Consider the following 17,693-nt stretch of genomic DNA (forward strand, 5'->3'; position numbering starts at 1 on the left):
ACCTTTTTCGAGGACCGAACCGATGAGCGACACACCGCAGGACTGGAAGAACTACGAAGACTTCGCAGCCGGCATCGACACGAACCGGCTGCCCGCGACGCAGGCGCTCGCCGGCCGCACGCTGACGTTCGAGCTGCCGAGCGGCGCGTTCGCCGCGAATTTCGTCGACGGCCACACGCTCTCGTGGCGACACGGCGATGCGGGCGACACCGACTGGTACGAAGCGATCGAAGTCGCGCCCGACACGTTCTTCGTCGACGTCACGTTCAAGAGCCGGCCGGCCGAGGCGCTGACGCTCGTGTTCAATACCGCGACGCGGCGCGCGCTCGGCATCCTGTCGCGCATCCGCAGCCGTGACGAAGCAGGCGCGGAGCCGCGCGTCGCGCAGGATTTCCTGGTCGGCGCGCTCGCGGGCGGCGAGGCCGAGACGGCCAAGGCGGGCGTTTCGGGCGTCGCGCCCGCGCAAACGCGCGACCTGATCGGCACGCGCACGCTGAACGTCTACAGCCCGAACCATACATACGAACACACGTACCTGAGCTCGACGCGCTACTGCTGGCAATGTCTCGTCGGCGAGCAGCGCGGCCACGGCGACGTCGATCTCGCGACGACCTACAAGTTCGCCGACGATCTCTATGTATTCACATTCCGGGAATTCCTGATTCCGGTCGCATCGGTATTCGTGTTCAACTTCGCGGCCGGCCGCTCGACGGGCAAGTTCCTCGGCGAGACGGGCGACGGCGCGATCTCGAACCAGCCGGCCGGCTCGTTCATCCGCAAACTGTCGCAGACCGTCTATCCGGACGATGCGCAACCTGTCTGAGGAGCACACGATGCGTACCCCTTATCAAATCGTCGCCGATCACTACGCGGCATCCGACCGGCGCGATCCCGCCGCGATGATGGCCGACATCGCGCCCTCGATCGAATGGACCGAGATGGCGGGCTTTCCGTGCGCGGGCACGTACCGCAGCGCGGACGAGATCGTCAGCAACGTGTTCCGGCGCCTAGGCGAAGAGTGGGACGGCTACACGTTCAAGCTCGACGCGCTGCACGACGCGGGCGACACCGTGATCGGCATCGGCCGCTACTCGGGCACCTACAAGCGCACCGGCAAATCGTTCGAGTGCCGCGTCGCGCACGTCTGGCGCGTCGAGGCGGGCAAGATCGTGCGCTTCGAGCAGTTCACCGACACGCTGCTCGTGGCGCGGGCGATGCAGCCGTGAACGCGCATTCGCGCTTCCGTTCAACCGTTCCGTTTTGCATGAGATCTTCATGAACCTGGCCGCTCTCTCGACACAGCATCAACGCCAATCCGGCTTTCTCGCCCGCCGCCAATTCGGCAACTGGATCGACGGCGGCGCAGCCGAGCCGCGCTCGGGCCGCTATCTGCCCGTGGTCGATCCCGCGACCGAAATGACGATCGCCGAGGTCGCCGCGAGCGACGCACGCGACGTCGACGCGGCCGTCGCCGCCGCGCGCCGCGCGTTCGATTCGGGCGACTGGCCGCGGATGCGGCCCGCGAGCCGCGAGAAGCTGCTTCATCAGCTCGCCGAACTGATCGAGCGGCACGCGGACGAGCTCGCCGCGCTCGAGACGCTCGAGACCGGCAAGCTCGTCGGCGTCGCGCGCGCGATCGACGTGCTGGGCGGCGCCGAATACGTGCGCTACATGGCGGGCTGGGCGACGAAAATCGAAGGCTCGACGCTCGACACGTCGATCGCGGTGCCCGCCGACACCGAGTATTTCGCGTACACGCGCCGCGAAGCGGTGGGCGTCGTCGGCGCGATCGTGCCGTGGAATTTCCCGCTCGCGATCGCGTTGTGGAAGGTCGCGACGGCGCTCGCGTGCGGCTGCACGGTGGTGCTGAAGCCCTCCGAGGAAACGCCGCTCACCGCGCTGCGCCTCGGCGAGCTCGCGCAGCAGGCGGGGCTGCCCGACGGCGTGCTGAACATCGTGACGGGCACGGGCGCCGAGGCGGGCGCGGCGCTCGTCGCGCATCCGGGCGTCGACAAGATCACGTTCACGGGCTCGGTCGGCGTCGGCCGAGCGATCGGCCACGCGGCCGTCGACCGGATGGCGCGCTTCACGCTCGAGCTCGGCGGCAAGTCACCGCTCATCGTCTTCGACGACACCGATCCCGACGTTGCCGCGCGGGGCGCCGCGCAAGGAATTTTCTTCAACCAGGGGCAAGTCTGCACGGCGGGCTCGCGCGTGTACGTGCAGAAGCGCCACTTCGAGCGCGTCGTTGCCGGCATTGCCGCGGCGGCCGAATCGATGAAGGTCGGCTCGGGCTTCGATCCGCACACGCAGATCGGCCCGCTCGTGTCGAAGCGGCACTTCGAGCGCGTGCTCGGCCACGTCGACGCGGCGAAGGAAGAGGGCGCGACGCTCGTCACGGGCGGCGCACGCGCGCTCGACGGCGGCTATTTCGTGAAGCCGACGGTATTCGTCGACGCGGCGCCCTCGATGCGGATCGTGCGCGAGGAAGTGTTCGGTCCGGTCGTCACGGTCACGCCGTTCGACACGGTCGACGACGCGGTGCGGCTCGCGAACGACACCGATTTCGGGCTCGCGGCGAGCGTGTGGTCGCAGAACCTGTCGCTCGTGCATCGCGTCGTGCCGCGCCTGAAGGCGGGCATCGTCTGGGTCAACACGCACAACATGCTCGACAACAACCTGCCGTTCGGCGGATTCAAGCAATCGGGCTACGGGCGCGAACTCGGCCGCGCGGCGCTCGAGCAGTTCACCGAGCTCAAGTCAGTCTGCATCGCGCATTGACGGGCGAACCGGCGCGAACCGGCGCGCGCCGCGAAGCGGCCGAGCGCCGGCGAAGCACCGAAGCATTGACGCATTGCAGCACCGACGTATCGAAGCGACACCCGAGCAACACCGGAGCATCCACGCAGCACCCGAGGGCGCGGCCCGCACGCGGAGCCGCGCCCCACGACAACACCAGGAGACACGATGAAGCCGCTTTTCCCCAACATGAAGCGCACGCTCGTCGGCGCGTGCATCGGCGCCGCCGGCCTCTTCGCGCAGCACGCGGCGTTCGCGCAGAGCTGCGGGCTCGCGAACGGCAAGCCCGCGGCCGGCGCGCCGATTCCGATCGGCGCGATCGTCGGCAAGACCGGCCCCGACGATTTCAGCTCGTCGGTGCGGGCGGCCGCCGCGTATTTCAAGTGCGTGAACGCGAACGGCGGGATCAACGGCCGGCCGGTCCAATACCTCGTCGAAGACGATCAGTGGAATCCGGAAACGGCGTCGCAGGTCGCGTCTAAGCTCGTGCGCGATCGCAAGGTGCTCGCGCTCGCGGGCAACGCGAGCTTCGTCGAATGCGGCGCGAACGCGAAGTTCTACGAGCAGGAGAACGTGATCGCGATCGCGGGCGTCGGCGTGCCGCGCGAATGCTATTTCGCGCGCAACTACGTGCCGCTCAACATGGGGCCGCGCCTGTCGATGACGGAAGCCGCGCTGTACGCGAAGCAGCAGTACAAGGCGACGCGGATGGTCTGCATCGCGCCGAACATTCCGAGCCTCGGCGCGTGGTCGTGCGAAGGGCCGGCGTTGTGGGGCAAGCAGAATGGCGTGAGCGTCGACACGATCGTGATGGACCCCGATTCCGCCGATCCGACCTCGGTCGTGCTGCAGGCGGCGTCGAAGAATCCGCAGGCGATCCTGCTCGGGCTGCCGAAGGGGCTGATGGTGCCGATCCTGTCGGCCGCCGAGCAGCAGAACCTCGGCCGGCGGATTCATTTCGTGTCGGCGGCGTCCGGCTACGACCTCGGCGTGCCGAAGGCGATCGGCCCGTACTGGAAGGGCAACTTCGACGTGAATCTCGAATTCCAGCCGCTCGACGCGCCAACGCCCGACAACCAGAACTGGCTCGCGGTGATGAACAAGTACGGCGACAAGAAGGACCCGCGCGACACGTTCTCGCAGGCGGGCTATCTCGCCGCGCGGCTCGTGACCGACACGCTGCTGAAGCTGCCCGCGAACCAGCTCGACCGCGCGCACGTGACGGCCGCGCTGCGCCAGGTGAAGGACTTCCGCAGCGACATCCTGTGCGGCCCGTTCTATGTCGGCGCGGGCGACCGGCACAACGCGAACAACGCGGGCCGCATGGCGCAATCGACGGGCTCGGGCTGGAAGACGGCATCGGCCTGCCAGGCGGTCGACGATCCGCAACTCGCCGACATCCGCGCGGCCGAAAAGAAGATGCACTGACGACATGAACGCAATCGACTTCGTTCCGTATCTGATCTCCGGGCTCGGCGTCGGCGCGGTCTACGCGCTGTCGGGCGTCGGTCTCGTCGTGCTGTATCGCGCATCGGGCGTGCTGAACTTCGCGTTCGGCGCGACGGGCGCGCTCGGCGCCTACGTCGCGGCCGCGTGCCTCGACGCGGACTATCCGCAGACGCTCGCGTGGGGCGCGGCGATCGCCGCGTCGACCGCGGCGTCGCTCGTCTACGGCCTCGTGCTCGCGCCGCGCCTCGCCGGGCGCGAGCGCGTCGTGCGCAGCGTCGCGACGCTCGGCTTCGCGCTCGTCCTGCTCGGCTTCTGCGAGTGGTATTGGGGCGACACGCCGCGCCGCCTCGTGCTGCCGACCGACAGCGAAGCGCTCGACTTCGGCGACGTCCGCTTCACGTACACGCGCATCGTCGGCCTCGCGCTCGCATTCGCGATGATGGCGGCGATCGGCGTCGTGCTCGCGCGCACGCGGCTGGGGCTTCAGATGCGCGCGCTGTCGAACAACCGGCACCTGAGCGGCCTGCTCGGCATTCGCGTGCTGCGCGTCGACGTCGCCGCGTGGGTGATCTCCGGCGTGTTCGCGGGCATCACGGGCCTGTTGCTCGCGAACCTCGTGCGCCTGCAGGCGGCGGTGCTCACGTTCCTCGTGATCCCGGCGTTCGCCGCGGCGATCGTCGGCCGCCTCGCGTCGCTGCCCGCGACGGTCGCGGCCGGCATCGCGATCGGCCTCGCCGAGGCGCTCGCGATCACCGTGCCCGGCTTCGCGCCCTACCGCAGCGCGACGCCGTTCCTGATCGCGCTCGTCGCGATGCTCTTCATCGGCTCCAAATCGATCGGCCACGCCGCGAACGAATCATGAAAACGCCTCTCGCCTTTGCCGAGCCGCCGCGCCGCGCGGCCGCACGCGTCCGACCGCGCGGCGCGCGCATCCCGCTCGCCGCGACGCTCGGCACGCTCGCCGCGATCGCGCTCGTCGTGCCCGCCGTCGCCGACGCGTACTGGATCAAGACGCTGACGTCCGCGCTGACGATCAGCATCGCCGCCGCCGGCGTTGCGCTGCTGTATCGGCAGCTCGGGCTCGTGTGCCTGTCGCAGCATGCGCTGCTCGGCGTCGGCGGCTGGGTCGCGCTCAGGCTCGCGCATCTCGGCGTGCCGTTCGAGCTTTGCATGATCGCGGGCGCCGTGGGCGGCAGCGCGATCGGCATGATCGCCGGGCTGCCCGCTTTGCGCCTGCGCGGCCTCTATCTCGCGCTCGTCACGCTGATGATGGCGGGCGGGTTTCAGGTCGTCGTGTCCGCGATCGGCTTCCCGGACGGCGGCGACGGCTTCACCGGCCATCTATCGTTCGGCGCGCGGCAGATGATGGCGCGGCCGCTCTTTGGTCAGAGCGACGCCGCGTATTTCCGCTACGTCGCCGCGTGGGCCGCGCTCGCGTTCGCGCTGATCGAGCTGCATCGCCGCTCGAAAGCGGGGCGCTCGTGGGCGCTGATCCGGCGCGGCGAGACGACCGCGCTCGCGGCGGGCGTGAACGTCGTCCTCTATCAAACGTGGGCGTTCGGGCTCGCGGGGCTGCTCGCCGGGCTGTCGGGCGGCTTGCTCGCCGGCACAGTCGGCCAGCTCGACGGGCGCGCGTTCGCCGCGTCCGAATCGGTGCTGCTGTTCGCGCTGTCGGTCGTGGGCGGCGTCTATCACTGGTTCGGTGCGCTGATCACCGGGCTCCTGCTGCGCGCGGTGCCCGCGCTCCTGACCGATTTCGGGGTGAACGGCTATCTCGCGATGATCTTCTTCGGCGCCGCGCTGCTGCATGCGCTGATCACCGCGCCCGCCGGCATCGCCGGGCAGCTTGCCGGGCTCGCGTCGCGGATCGCGCACGCGTTGCGCCCCCGCGACGGAGGCGCGCGATGATCGAAATCTCGAACCTGACCGTGCAGTTCGGCGGCACGCGCGTGATCGACGCGCTGGACGCGACGCTCGACGCGCCAATCTGCGGGCTGATCGGCCCGAACGGCGCGGGCAAGACGACGCTGCTCAACGTGCTGAGCGGCTTTCTGCGGCCGCGCGCGGGCAGCGTCGCGCTCGACGGCCGCGCGCTGCTCGCGCTCTCCGTCACCGAGCGCGTGCGCGCGGGCGTGCGGCGGACGTTCCAGACCGAACAGATCGTCGAGGACCTGAGCGTCCACGACAACGTGCTCGCGCTCGCCGAGCACGTGATGCCGGCGCTCGCCGCGCGCGACGACACCGTGCGCGCGCTCGAGCTCGTCGGCCTCGCCGACGTCGCGCACGTGCCGGGCGCGGCGCTCAACCTGTATCAGCGCCGGATGCTCGAGCTCGGCAAGGCGCTCGTCGGCGAGCCGCGCCTGCTGCTGCTCGACGAGCCGGGCGCGGGCCTGAACGAAGCCGAAGCCGCGCGGCTGCGCGACGTGATCGTTCGCATTCCCGAACTCGTCGGCGCGCAGGTGCTGCTGATCGATCACGACGTGGACCTGATCGACGCCGTGTGCGAACAGACGCTCGTGCTCGATTTCGGCAAGCGGCTCGCGCTCGGGCCGACGCGCGCGGTGCTCGACGATCCGCTCGTGCGCAGCGCGTATCTCGGCAAGGCATTCGATGAGCATGAGGCCTGAAGCGAGGCGGCGAACCGGTGGGCGCGCGTTGCGGAAAACGTCGCGCGTGATCGCGAACGCGAGCGGCACAAGGCCGGTTTGCGGTTCGCCGCCCGATCGCGCCGCGCCGCGGCGACACGCGACCGGGCAACTCGAAAAGACGCGCGGCGTCGCGCAACCGGCCGGTCCGCGCTCGACGCACGCGCCACGCCTGACGCGCAACGCGCTTTACCGCCCCGCGGCATTCGCGGCATTACGCGAGCCCGCGCGGCCGCACGCATGCGGCGCGGCACGCGCGCCGCATCTCAATTGACAAGGAGTCCGACGATCATGCAGCTCGAAGTGAAAGACCTCGTCGTCCATCGCGCGAACAAACCCGTGCTGCACGGCGTGTCGCTCACGGTCGCGCCCGGGCGGGTGACGGCGCTCGTCGGCGCGAACGGCGCCGGCAAATCGACGCTCGTGATGAGCGTCGCGGGCGCGCTGCCCGCGACGTCCGGCGACGTGCTGCTCGACGGCGCGCCGCTCGGCGCGCTGCGGCCCGAGGCGGTGCGACGTCGCGGGATCGCGGTCGTGCCGGAAGGGCATCGCGTGCTCGGCGAGCTGTCGGTTCGCGACAACCTGCGCGCCGCCGGCGCGTTCCTGTCTGCGCGGCGGCTCGACGACGCGATCGAACGCGTGCTCGCGATCTTCCCGGAACTGAAGCCGAAGCTCGATGCACGCAGCAACGATCTGTCGGGCGGCCAGAAACAGATGGTGTGCGTGTCGCAGGCGCTGATCGGCGAACCGCATACGCTCCTCATCGACGAGCTGTCGCTCGGCCTCGCGCCTGCCGTCACGGCGCGCCTCGCGCGGACCGTCGCGCAGATCGCGAAAGAGGGCGTGGCGGTGCTGCTGATCGAGCAGTTCACGACGATCGCGCTCGCGCTCGCGACCGACGCCTACGTGCTCGAGCGCGGCCGCGTCGCATTCGCCGGCAGCGCGCAGACGCTGCGCGAGCGGCCGGAGATTCTGCACGGCAGCTATCTTGCATCGAAGGGAAGCGGCGCGAACGCGGCCTGACGCATCGAAACAGGCGCGTCGCCCGGCGCGAAGCGAGCGGGCCGGGCGACAGCCGACGGCGTGCCGCCCGTGCGGCTCAGGACGACGCGCGCCGCCGCACGAACTCGCGCGGCGTCATTCCGTAACGCTGCTTGAAGCTGCGGCAGAAGTGCGCGCTGCTGCTGAAACCCCAACTGAACGCGATTTCGGAAATGGCGGGCTTCGCCGCGCGTGCGTTGTCGAGCGCCTCCTTGCAGCGCTCGAGCCGGTTCGACCAGATGTAGCGGTCGATCGTCACGCCTTCCTCCTCGAAGATCCGGTGCAGATAGCGCTTCGAGCAGCGCAGCTCGCGCGCGATCCGGTCGATCGACAGATCGGCGTCGGCGAGGTGGCCCTGGATGTATTGCTTGACGCGCATCCGCAGCACGGTGGGCAGCGTGACGTGCTCGCCCTGCGCATCGCGCTGCGCGCTCAGCGTCGACACGATCAGGCCGAGAATCGTCTCCGACAGCGCGGTGCCCGTCGTGCCGGGCAGCGACGGCAATTGTTCGGACAACGATACGAGAAACGACGACAGCAGCGAGAACAGCCCCTTGAGTTCGAATTCGCGCGCATCGGACGTGTGCAGATCGGGCACCGCGAAGCCGCCTAGCTGCTTGCGCGGGATCTGGATCGCGAGCTGCTCGACGTGCGTCAGGTTCGCGATGCTGTACGGCACGCGCGGATCGTACAGGCTCCAGTCGCCCGTGCGAAGCCGGAACACCTTGCCGCGCTGCTCGATTTCGCTCACGCCGCTCAGTTGCAGGATCAGCTTGAAGTAGTCGGAGCCGTGATCGTGCAGCGCCGCGACCGGGCGCACGATCCGGTGCGCGGGCGCGGCGATCGTGAACACCCGCATCGGGCCGATCTCGTACTGGCTGAGCTGCGCGTCGAATGCGTCGTCGTCGCAGCACGCGTCGAGTCCGCCGAAGTACTGCGTGACGACGCGGCCCCACGCGCGGCCGCGAAACGCGGGCGATTCGCCCGCCGTCGTGAAGAATCTGCCGTTCACCATGCGCTCCTTGCGAGTACACGTCCAGCCGGACCCGTGCCGGGGCATCCTGTCTGCCCGAATATAGTTAGCATATTAAATATTCGGCGCGAACTGAATCCGGTTTACTCCGGAACGCGAATTCCGCCGCCCGAGCGACGATTTTGACGCGGTGACTGCGGAGTTATGTGCGCTGGTTCACATAAGCCGTCGCGCGAAGCCTATGCGGGCGGAAGAGACCGATGCGGGGAGGGGGCGCGGCACGCGTCGCGCGTGCGGGCCTGCGGGCCTGCGGCCGGGCCGCCGCAGGCGGATGGCCGCGCGCCCGGCGCGCCGTGCCGGCTCGCGCCGCGCGACGGCCGCCGGAGAGCGCAACGCGTTCAGAAGCGGGTCAGCATCCCGATGCGCGCGAGAAACTGCGAGCGCGAGCTCGATTGCGCATCGGGCCCCATCACGCCGTTGATCCACGCGTGCGCGCCGGCGCTGCCGCCTGCGAACTGATACACGGTCTCGACGTAGGCGGACGTGCGCTTCGACAGCGCATACTGGGCAGCCGCCGTGACCTGATGCGCGTAGTTGTGCTCGAGCTGCGCGTTGCCCTTCATGTATTCGTAGTTCGCGCCGATCGTCCACGGCGCGCCGACGTAGCGCGCACCCGCCTGGATCACGTCGATCGCCGCGCCCGTCAGCGTGTTCTTCGTGTTCGTGTACAGCAGGTTCAGATCGAGCGCCGACAACGCGTAGCGCGCGCCGAGCCCCCAGTTGCGCAGGCCGTCGTGCCCGTTGTTCATCTGCGGATACTTGACTTCGACGTACGCGGCGCCGAGCGCGAAATTGCCCGTCTCGTACTTGAGGCCGGCGCTGACCGTGCTGTTCGCCGACAGGCCGCCGCCCGCCTGATTGCCGAAGCCGTACATCAGGCCGAACACGAGACCGTTCAGGTTCGCGCTCGTGTACTTGACCGAGTTCGGCACGCGGCTCGAGCCTGCCATCCGGTCGAAGTCGAACGAGCCGGTCGGATTGTCGGGAATCCCGAGTTTCGAGAACGGGCCCTGACGGAAGTTGTAGAGGCCGCCGTAGCGGAACGCGCCGTCGAACGAGCCGAACGTCAGCGAATCGGTCATGAAGTCGTATTGCTGGCCGAGCGTCACGCTGCCGAGCCGCTCGCTCCACAGGCCGACGAGCGCGGTGCGCGAGAACATCGAGCCGGGCGTCGGCAGCGCGGCGCCGTTGCCGAGCGCGTACTGCGACGTCAGCTCGAAGATCGCCTTCGCGCCGCCGCCGAGATCCTCCGTGCCCTTGAGCCCCCACAGATTCGGCACCGCGATGCCGTCGTCGAAATGCACATTGCGCTTGCCGCCTTCGTTCGACACGTAGGACACGCCTGCATCCACCAGGCCGAACAGCGTCACGCTGCCGTCGGACGCGTGCGCGCCCGCCGTGACGGCCAGGCCGGCCGCCGCTACCGCAAACTTCTTCATCGTCGTCTCCGTTGGGGTTGTCGTTATGCGCGGCGACGCTCGGGGCGCCGCCGTCGATCTCCGGCACGGAGTGTGGAACAGCGTGCGGCGCGCATCTTTCCCGACGGCGCACAAACACTAGCTCGACGATGCACACGGGCATCGTCCGACGTTATGGATGTCGAAATGAAGTGCGCGGCGTTGCGCGATGCAGCGTGCGTTCGAGGAAATTCGCTTCGCACCGCGAAACGAAGCGGGGAAGGGCGCGCGCAAGAGCCTGCGGCGGGAAACCGCTGCGCGCCGCACGCCGGAAACCACCGGCGATGCGGCGACGCAGCGAGAAAAAACGGCGAGAACGTGCGGTGTCGACGCTCAGGCCGCGTCGTGCGCGTTTGGCGTGGACGCCCGCAGATCGTCGACGGTGCGCGCGCGCACGTAGCGCGCTGGATCGTCGACGGCCGCCGCCAGCGCGCGGAAATGCGCGGCGCCGCACTGGATCTTGCGCCGCTCGAACGCGCGCAGATCGCCGTCGGCCAGGCCGCTCTTCGATTCGACGACGAAATACAGGCGCGGCCCGCCTTCCTCGGCGATCATCACCGCCCAGTCGGGGCTGTAACTGCCGAGCGGCGTCGGGATTCGGAACCAGCCGGGCAGCCTCGCATACAGCCTGACCGCGTCGTCCTGTTCGAGCGATTCGACGAACGCGCGCTCGGCGGGCGTCTCGCACGGCACGTCCTCGTGGATCGATTTGGCCGCGCCGCGCCGCATGCTGGACAGATAGCCGGTGAGCGGCTCGTCCTCGAACAGCGACAGTGCGTGCACGTGCCGTTCGCCGAGCAGCGTGTACTCGATCCCGTCGACGAGCGCATCGCGCTTGCAGCGCTCGAGCGTCGCGGCGACGAGCGCGATGAAGCGCTGCGGATTGCGCGGGAACTCGTCGAGCCGGCCGCTCTCGATCAGCACGGTCGCGATCGTGCGCCGCGTGAGCTGCGTGCGATCCTGCAGCTCGGTCAGCAGATCCGGCAGATCGACTTCGCCCTCGTCGATCGCGATCGTGCCGGCGTCCTCGATTTCGGTCGCCTCGATGCCCGCCGCGTCGATCGCGATGTCGGCCTTGCGCCACTGCAGCCGTGCCTGCGCGACGGCGGGCGCCGCCTTCAGCGCGGCCACGCAGCGCTCGACGAGGCGCGCGTTGTCGAAGTTCACGCGATACGTCGTCCGGTACTGGATGCGATCCCACAGCGCGCGGAACTCGTCGCCGAGGTACACCGCCTTGCCTTGCGCGTCGCGCCGCAGCGCGATGTGGCGACGCTCGTCCGCGTTGCGCACGTCGAGCCGGCCCGCGAGCTTGCGCAGCATGTCCACGATCAGCGCGCGCTGCGCGTCGAATGCGTCGGGCAGAGGCAACGCGCGCAGCTTGAGCGCCGCGCGCAGCGTGTCCTGCACGCGGCCGCGCGCGTCGAGATAGCCGGCGTCCCGCAAATACGCCCACAGCGCGGTCGACTGTTCGACGCCGAGCGGCGCGACGCTGCCGTCCGCGGCCGACACGGGCAGCGCCGCGAACTGATGCGTCTCGACGATGCCGAAGCGCAGCCCCGTATCGGCCTCGATCTCCTTCTGCAGGTTCTCGGCGAACTGCTCGTAGCTTTCGCCGGCAACCACCGTCAGCGTGTTGACGTCGAAGCCGCGCACGCGCTCGCCGCGCTGGTTCACGGCAAGACGCAGCCCGCGGCCGATCGTCTGGCGGCGCTCGCGCTCGCTGTGGATGTCGCGCAGCGTGCAGATCTGGAACACGTTCGGATTGTCCCAGCCTTCCTTTAGCGCGGAGTGCGAAAAGATGAACTTGAGCGGCGTGTCGAACGACAGCAGCCGCTCCTTGTCCTTCATGATGAGGCCGTACGCGCGTTCCGCGTTCTCGCGGCTGCCCGCGCTCTTGTCGCTCGTGTCGGTCCAGCCGCCTTTCTTGTCGATCGAGAAGTAGCCGTCGTGCACGGCTTCGGCCGCGGCCTCGGCGTCGACGCCGCCGAACAGCGCGCGATACGCGGGCAGCTTCGCCGCGCGGCGGTATTCCTCTTCGAACAGCAGCGCGTAGTCGCCCTTGAACGGCTGGCCGTGCCGGTCGTACTTCCGGTACTTGTCGACCGCGTCGACGAAGAAGAGCGACAGCACCTTCACGCCGAGCGGCGTGAGACGCAGCTCTTTGTCGAGATGCTCGCGGATCGTGCGGCGAATCATCTCGCGCTGGATCGCGAGCGTGTCGACGTCGCCGTGCGTGTCGCCGATCGACAGAAACGCGTCGCCGCCCGGATAGCGCAGCTCGAGGTATTCCGCGCCGCGCGCCGCGTGAATCGCGCCGATCCGGAAGTTCGCGTAGACCGCGCGCTTCGTCGCGCGCTCGAGATCGTCGCCGTCGGAGACGGCCAGCGTTTGCCGCTCGACGCCGCCGTCGGCCGTCGCGACATCGAGCTCGACGCGCGCCGTGATCGCGCCGCGCCGGCTCGCGATCGACATCACGCGCATGAACGGCTTGTTGTGCGCGCCCTCGACGGTCGCCGACGCGATCTCGATCTGCTTGACGAGCCTGCGCTCGTACGCGTCGATCGCGTCCAGCCGGTACAGCATCTGATACTTGTCCGCGTGCGTCGCCGAATAGCGCAGCGTGCAGAGCGGCCGCATCGCGTCGAGCGCCTCCTTGCCGCGCCCTTCGAGCCCGCCGTCCACGCTTTGCGGCTCGTCGACGATCACGATCGGATGCGTGGCGCGAATCAGGTCGATCGGCTTCTCGCCGCCCGTCTTTTCGCTGTCCTTGTAGAGGCTGTTGACGTCCTTCTTGTTGATCGCGGCGACCGTGACGATCATGATCTGCACGGTCGACTTCGACGCGAAGCTGCGCACCTCGCCGAGCTTCGCCGAATCGTAGACGAAGCAATCGAACGGCACGCCCGCGTACAGGCGCCTGAAATGCCGCTCGGTGATCTGCAGCGTCTTGTAGACGCCTTCCTTGATCGCGACCGACGGCACGACGATCACGAACTTCGTGAAATCGAAGCGGCGGTGCAGCTCGAAGATCGTGCGCAGGTAGACGTAGGTCTTGCCCGTGCCCGTCTCCATCTCGACGGTGAAATCGTTCGAGCTCGGCGCGCCGGACGGCGGCAGGCCGTTGCGCACCTGCACGCGCGCGAGATTCTCGGCGAACGCGTGGGCGTCGAGCGTCAGGCGATTGCCGACGCCGAGCCCCGATTCGGCCATCCCGAGCGAAATCTGCGGGCTCGCGCGCCGTCGCGCGGCCTGCGCGGTCACGCTGAATTCGGCGCGGCACGCCTCCTGGCCGCGAAACAGATCGCATACCGCCTCGATCGCTTCGAGCTGATAGTCGAGATCCGACTCGAAATGCAACTGCATGCTCAACCTTCCTTGTCTGCGTGTGGCTCGCGTGCGCGCATCAGAGGCTCCGGATGCGCTTCACGCCGTGCTGCTCGAGGATCGCCGACAGGTTCACCTTCGCCACGTCGTCCGTGAAGCCGCTGTCGCGGAACACGCATGTCACGTCGCGCGCCTCGGCCGCGCCCGCCGCGGCCGAAGCGGCGATCAGCTCGACGATGCCGACGCCCAGCGCGTCGGTCGACGCGCGATCGATGCGCGCGTCGAAGCACGTGACGATCGCGCCGTCGATCACGTACACCGCCTTGCCGGCGATCGTCCTCGCCTCGATCGGCGCGCACAGGTCGAGGCCGAGCTTGAGCATCAGTTCGTACAGCAGATCTTCGTCGGACCGGTTCGGCTTGATGTGGTCGACGGCCGCGAACAGCGACTGCTGGATGTCGTCGCCGCGCGGGTCCCATTCGGAGACGTTGGTCGAATCGAGTCTGAACACGCGAAAGCCGAGATCGGCGCGCACGCCCGGATGCTCGGCCGCGATCCTCGCCGCCGCGCGCCGCAGCCGTTCCTTCGTCAGCTCGGCGAGGTTGAGCGGCACGCGCTGCGCCGCGCAGAAATCGGCGGCGGCCTTCTGATCCTTGCTGTCGGCGTCGAGCGGCTCGGGCAGCTGCACGAGCGCGTAGCGGCGCTGGCCGCCGTCGGCCGCGTTGAGCGCCATCACCGCGTGCGCGGTCGTGCCCGAGCCGCCGAAGAAGTCGACGATCAGATCATCGCCGTCCGTGCACCAGCCGACGATCGACGCGGCGAATTCGACAGGCTTCGGCTGATCGAACGGAATGCCGAGCGATTTCATCAGCGCGTCGTCCGAGCCGCCGAACGGCAGCACCGACGGCACGTTCTCGTACATGTTCTCGTCGAGAAAGTAGATACGCTGCGGCTGCGTGGTTTCGTCGACGCCGAATTCGACGAGCCCCTTGTCGATAAGCGCCTGCATCGTCGCGGGCGGGTTGCGCCAGCCGCGCTCGGGCACGGGGCACGGCCGGCCCGTCACCGGATGCATGAGCGCGGCGAAGTAGTCGTCGGGCGCCTTCTTCTTGTTCGGCCACGCCATCGACACGAGCCGGTAGACGCGCCCGTCGGCCGAGAGCCGGTCGTACATCGCCTCGCCGCCCGACAGCGTTGCCTGCTGCGACTTCACCCAGCTCCGGTACGCGACGTTCGCGTCCGCGATCGTCGACGCGCCCGCGATCGCCGCGCGCGCCGCGTCGAGCATGCGCTGCGCGTTGCGCTTCGGGCGCTTGAGCGGCGCGCGCTCGAACAGCAGCGCCGCGTCGCGCGCGAACAACACGATCGATTCGTGCTGGTACGCGATCCCGCGCGCGTCGCCCTTCGGATTGCGCTTGTCCCACACCGCGACGCCGAGCTCGTTGTCCTCGCCGAAGATCTCGCGCATCACGAGCACGAGCGCGTGCTGCTCGTGCTCGTCGATGTGCACGGCGATCACGCCGTCGTCGGCGAGCAGGTCGCGCGCGAGCTTCAGCCGCGGATAGATCATGTTGAGCCAGTCCGTATGGAAACGGCCGCTCGCATCGGCGTTGCTGCTCACCCGCTTGCCGCCCGTCGTCTGGCCGGTCAGCTCGAGATAGTGGCGCAGGCTGTCGGTGAAATTGTCCGAATAGACGAAATCCTTGCCGGTGTTGTACGGCGGATCGATGTACACGAGCTTCGCGCGCCCCGCGTAGCTCTTTTGCAGCAGCTTCAGCACCTCGAGGTTCTCGCCCTCGATCATCAGGTTGCGGGTCGACGCCCAATCGACGCTCTCGCGCGGGCATGGACGCAGCGTGCCCGTCGACGGCGTGAGCGCGAGCCTGCGCGCGCGGCGCTTGCCGTGCCAGTTGAGGCCGTACTTCTCGTCGGCGTCGGCGACGGCCGGCGCGCCGACGAGCGCCGCGAGCGCGTCGAGATTCAACGACGCGCCGTCCGCTCCTTCGGTCACGGCATCCGGAAAGAGCGCCTTCAGGCGCTCGATGTTCGCGGACACGAGATCCGCGGATTGCGCTTCCGGGCTCGCCGCATCGAGTTTTTGCATCATTCTTCCCATCAATTGCGTGTCTTCGCGCCGGCGTGCGAGCCCGATCGTCGGGCCGCGCGGCGCGGCAAAGGCGAAACGCTAGCGATCCGCCCGGCGCAGGTCAAGGACTTGCGGCGGCCGGGCGCGGCGCGTGCCGCCGGGCGGGGCCCGCAGCCTCGGCTGCCGGGGCTTCGCGCCCGCGTTCGGCGACGCAGATGTTTACCACAGGTTCGCAAGCCCGCCGCCATTGCGAGGTTTCGCCCTCGCGCGCGGGCGCGAATCGAGCGCAGGAAGCCGGCACAAAAAAGCCCGGCGTGAAGCCGGGCTGTCGAATACCGCATGGTCTCGCAGGAGATCGGGCGAGCTGGACGGGAGAAGCGGGAAGGGCGGCACGGCCGTATCGCGGCCGGCCGTGCCGCGCAGCGGGTCAGAACCGCGTGCGGATGCCGGTCGTCAGCTCGAGCTGATTGGTCGAGCCGTGCGTCGACGCGACGGTGTAGCCGCCGTGCAGGCGCATGTAGTCGCCGGCGAGGTACAGCTCGGTGCGTTTCGACAGGTGATAGAACACCGATCCGTACAGCGTTTCCTTGAAGCCGTTGCCGACACCCGACGTCAGGCTGAAGTCGCCGACGTTCGCGTTCGGAATGTTGCCGTCGCTGTTGTACGCGGCGTTGTGCACGCGCATTTGCTGATAGCCGAGCTCGTAATCGAGCGCGCCCTTCGGCGCGACCTTGAACGACACGGTCCATGCGTTGTCCTGACGCTGGCCGAGCGGGCCCTGATCGCCGAGGTAGCGGAAATAGCCGGCATTCAAGCGGAAGATGTCGAACGTGTAGTTGCCGCCGACCGAGAACGACTTGTTCGCGTAGCCGCCGTGGTTCACGTGGCTGAAGAAGCCCGACACGTTGAACGGGCCGCCGTTGTAGCCGAGCGCGGCCTGGTAGTTCGAGTTCTGCGCGAAGCTCGTCGAATTGCTGAACGCGTAGCCCGCGCTCGCGAAGATGCCGTTGCTGAACAGCTTCTTCCACGCGAGGCCGTTGTTGTAGCGAGTGCCCGTCGCGCTCGCCGCGTAGAAGATCATCTGCTTGAAGTTGTTCGCGTTCGTCCAGCCGCCTTCCTCCGTCGTCAGCTTCGCCGAACCGTACGGGTCGCCGTAGATCGCCGACGCGTCGCGTGCGATCGTGTTCTGGAAGCCCGCGGTGAACTTGCCGAACGTTTCGTTTTCGATGCCGACCCACGCGTCGCGATCGAAGATCTGGCCCGAGTCTTCCATCTGGCCGTCGCTCACCCGGTATTCGCTTTCGAGCCGGAAGATCACCTTCGTGCCGCCGCCGATGTCCTCCGCGCCCTTCAGGCCCCAGCGGCTGCCGCTGAACCAAGGCTCGCCGCCGATGCCCATGCCGATCACGTGATCGCCCTTCGCGTTCGCGTGCGATTGATAGGTGGGCACGCTCAGGTCGATGAGCCCGTAGAGCTGGACGCTCGACTGCGCGTGCGCTTGCGGCGCCGCGCAGGCAACCGTCGCGACGGAAAGTGCCAGGTATTGTCGTTTCAAGATCGTCCCCTCCGATATCGTGTTGACCGCCATTCCTTCGTAGTACGCAGCGTTGGCTGTGAATACGCGATGCAATGCGCATCGAACGGCGACGTCATCGTAGTGGGCGCAATCCTTCGCGCCGCTTTCGCGCGCGGTGCGGATTGCTCGGGATAAATACGGGGTAGCGCGCATTTTTTCGGCCGCGTTCGGCCGACGTGAGCCGTCGCGGCCGGCGCGGGAAAACATCGGACGATTTGCGAAGCAGGACGAAACAAAGCCGCACGCGCATCGGATGCGCGCGCGGCATGCGAGCGATGCGCCG

At 68.5% G+C, this 17,693-nt stretch carries 13 protein-coding genes; 8 read left to right on the forward strand and 5 right to left on the reverse strand.

The features are described from left to right. Window positions 1-22: 22 nt before the first annotated feature. The 8 genes from WS91_RS21825 to WS91_RS21865 all read left to right on the forward strand — a co-directional run bounded on the left by WS91_RS21825 (window position 23) and on the right by WS91_RS21865 (window position 7,916). Window positions 23-823: a molybdenum cofactor biosynthesis F family protein gene (locus WS91_RS21825; RefSeq protein ID WP_059645255.1), complete on the forward strand. Its 801-nt coding sequence runs from the start codon at window positions 23-25 to the stop codon at window positions 821-823. A 10-nt stretch (window positions 824-833) separates the two neighbouring features. Further along, window positions 834-1,226 carry a nuclear transport factor 2 family protein gene (locus WS91_RS21830; protein WP_038750219.1) on the forward strand — a complete coding sequence of 131 codons (393 nt, stop codon included), beginning with the start codon at window positions 834-836 and terminating at the stop codon, window positions 1,224-1,226. Between the two features lie 49 nt (window positions 1,227-1,275). Beyond that, a complete protein-coding gene (locus tag WS91_RS21835; protein ID WP_059578124.1) occupies window positions 1,276-2,781 on the forward strand; it encodes an aldehyde dehydrogenase family protein in 1,506 nt (501 codons plus the stop codon). A gap of 186 nt (window positions 2,782-2,967) precedes the next feature. After that, on the forward strand, window positions 2,968-4,227 hold the full coding sequence (locus WS91_RS21840) for an ABC transporter substrate-binding protein (RefSeq protein WP_038749980.1): 1,260 nt from the start codon (window positions 2,968-2,970) through the stop codon (window positions 4,225-4,227). A 4-nt stretch (window positions 4,228-4,231) separates the two neighbouring features. Then, on the forward strand, window positions 4,232-5,110 hold the full coding sequence (locus WS91_RS21845; RefSeq protein ID WP_038749983.1) for a branched-chain amino acid ABC transporter permease: 879 nt from the start codon (window positions 4,232-4,234) through the stop codon (window positions 5,108-5,110). Beyond that, window positions 5,107-6,156, forward strand: a complete 1,050-nt coding sequence (locus WS91_RS21850) for a branched-chain amino acid ABC transporter permease (RefSeq protein ID WP_038749985.1) — start codon at window positions 5,107-5,109, stop codon at window positions 6,154-6,156. The genes WS91_RS21845 and WS91_RS21850 overlap by 4 nt, the downstream gene beginning before the upstream one ends. Continuing rightward, window positions 6,153-6,875, forward strand: a complete 723-nt coding sequence (locus WS91_RS21855) for an ABC transporter ATP-binding protein (protein ID WP_059671018.1) — start codon at window positions 6,153-6,155, stop codon at window positions 6,873-6,875. Before WS91_RS21850 ends, WS91_RS21855 begins: the two co-directional genes overlap by 4 nt. Before the next feature lie 309 nt (window positions 6,876-7,184). Then, window positions 7,185-7,916, forward strand: a complete 732-nt coding sequence (locus WS91_RS21865) for an ABC transporter ATP-binding protein (RefSeq protein ID WP_038749994.1) — start codon at window positions 7,185-7,187, stop codon at window positions 7,914-7,916. A 76-nt stretch (window positions 7,917-7,992) separates the two neighbouring features. On the opposite strand, the gene WS91_RS21870 is transcribed toward WS91_RS21865, so the two are convergent. From WS91_RS21870 to WS91_RS21895, 5 genes are all read right to left on the reverse strand, one after another. Next, window positions 7,993-8,949 carry a helix-turn-helix domain-containing protein gene (locus WS91_RS21870; protein ID WP_038749997.1) on the reverse strand — a complete coding sequence of 319 codons (957 nt, stop codon included), beginning with the start codon at window positions 8,947-8,949 and terminating at the stop codon, window positions 7,993-7,995. Between the two features lie 356 nt (window positions 8,950-9,305). Beyond that, window positions 9,306-10,406: a porin gene (locus WS91_RS21875; protein ID WP_059671019.1), complete on the reverse strand. Its 1,101-nt coding sequence runs from the start codon at window positions 10,404-10,406 to the stop codon at window positions 9,306-9,308. Between the two features lie 351 nt (window positions 10,407-10,757). After that, window positions 10,758-13,787 carry a type III restriction-modification system endonuclease gene (locus tag WS91_RS21885; protein WP_059577863.1) on the reverse strand — a complete coding sequence of 1,010 codons (3,030 nt, stop codon included), beginning with the start codon at window positions 13,785-13,787 and terminating at the stop codon, window positions 10,758-10,760. Between the two features lie 40 nt (window positions 13,788-13,827). Further along, window positions 13,828-15,855: a site-specific DNA-methyltransferase gene (locus WS91_RS21890; RefSeq protein ID WP_059671020.1), complete on the reverse strand. Its 2,028-nt coding sequence runs from the start codon at window positions 15,853-15,855 to the stop codon at window positions 13,828-13,830. Window positions 15,856-16,261: 406 nt separating this feature from the next. Further along, a complete protein-coding gene (locus WS91_RS21895; RefSeq protein ID WP_197422265.1) occupies window positions 16,262-17,422 on the reverse strand; it encodes a porin in 1,161 nt (386 codons plus the stop codon). Window positions 17,423-17,693 lie beyond the last annotated feature (271 nt).

Source organism: Burkholderia sp. MSMB1498 (genome assembly GCF_001526245.1).
Lineage (GTDB): Bacteria > Pseudomonadota > Gammaproteobacteria > Burkholderiales > Burkholderiaceae > Burkholderia > Burkholderia savannae.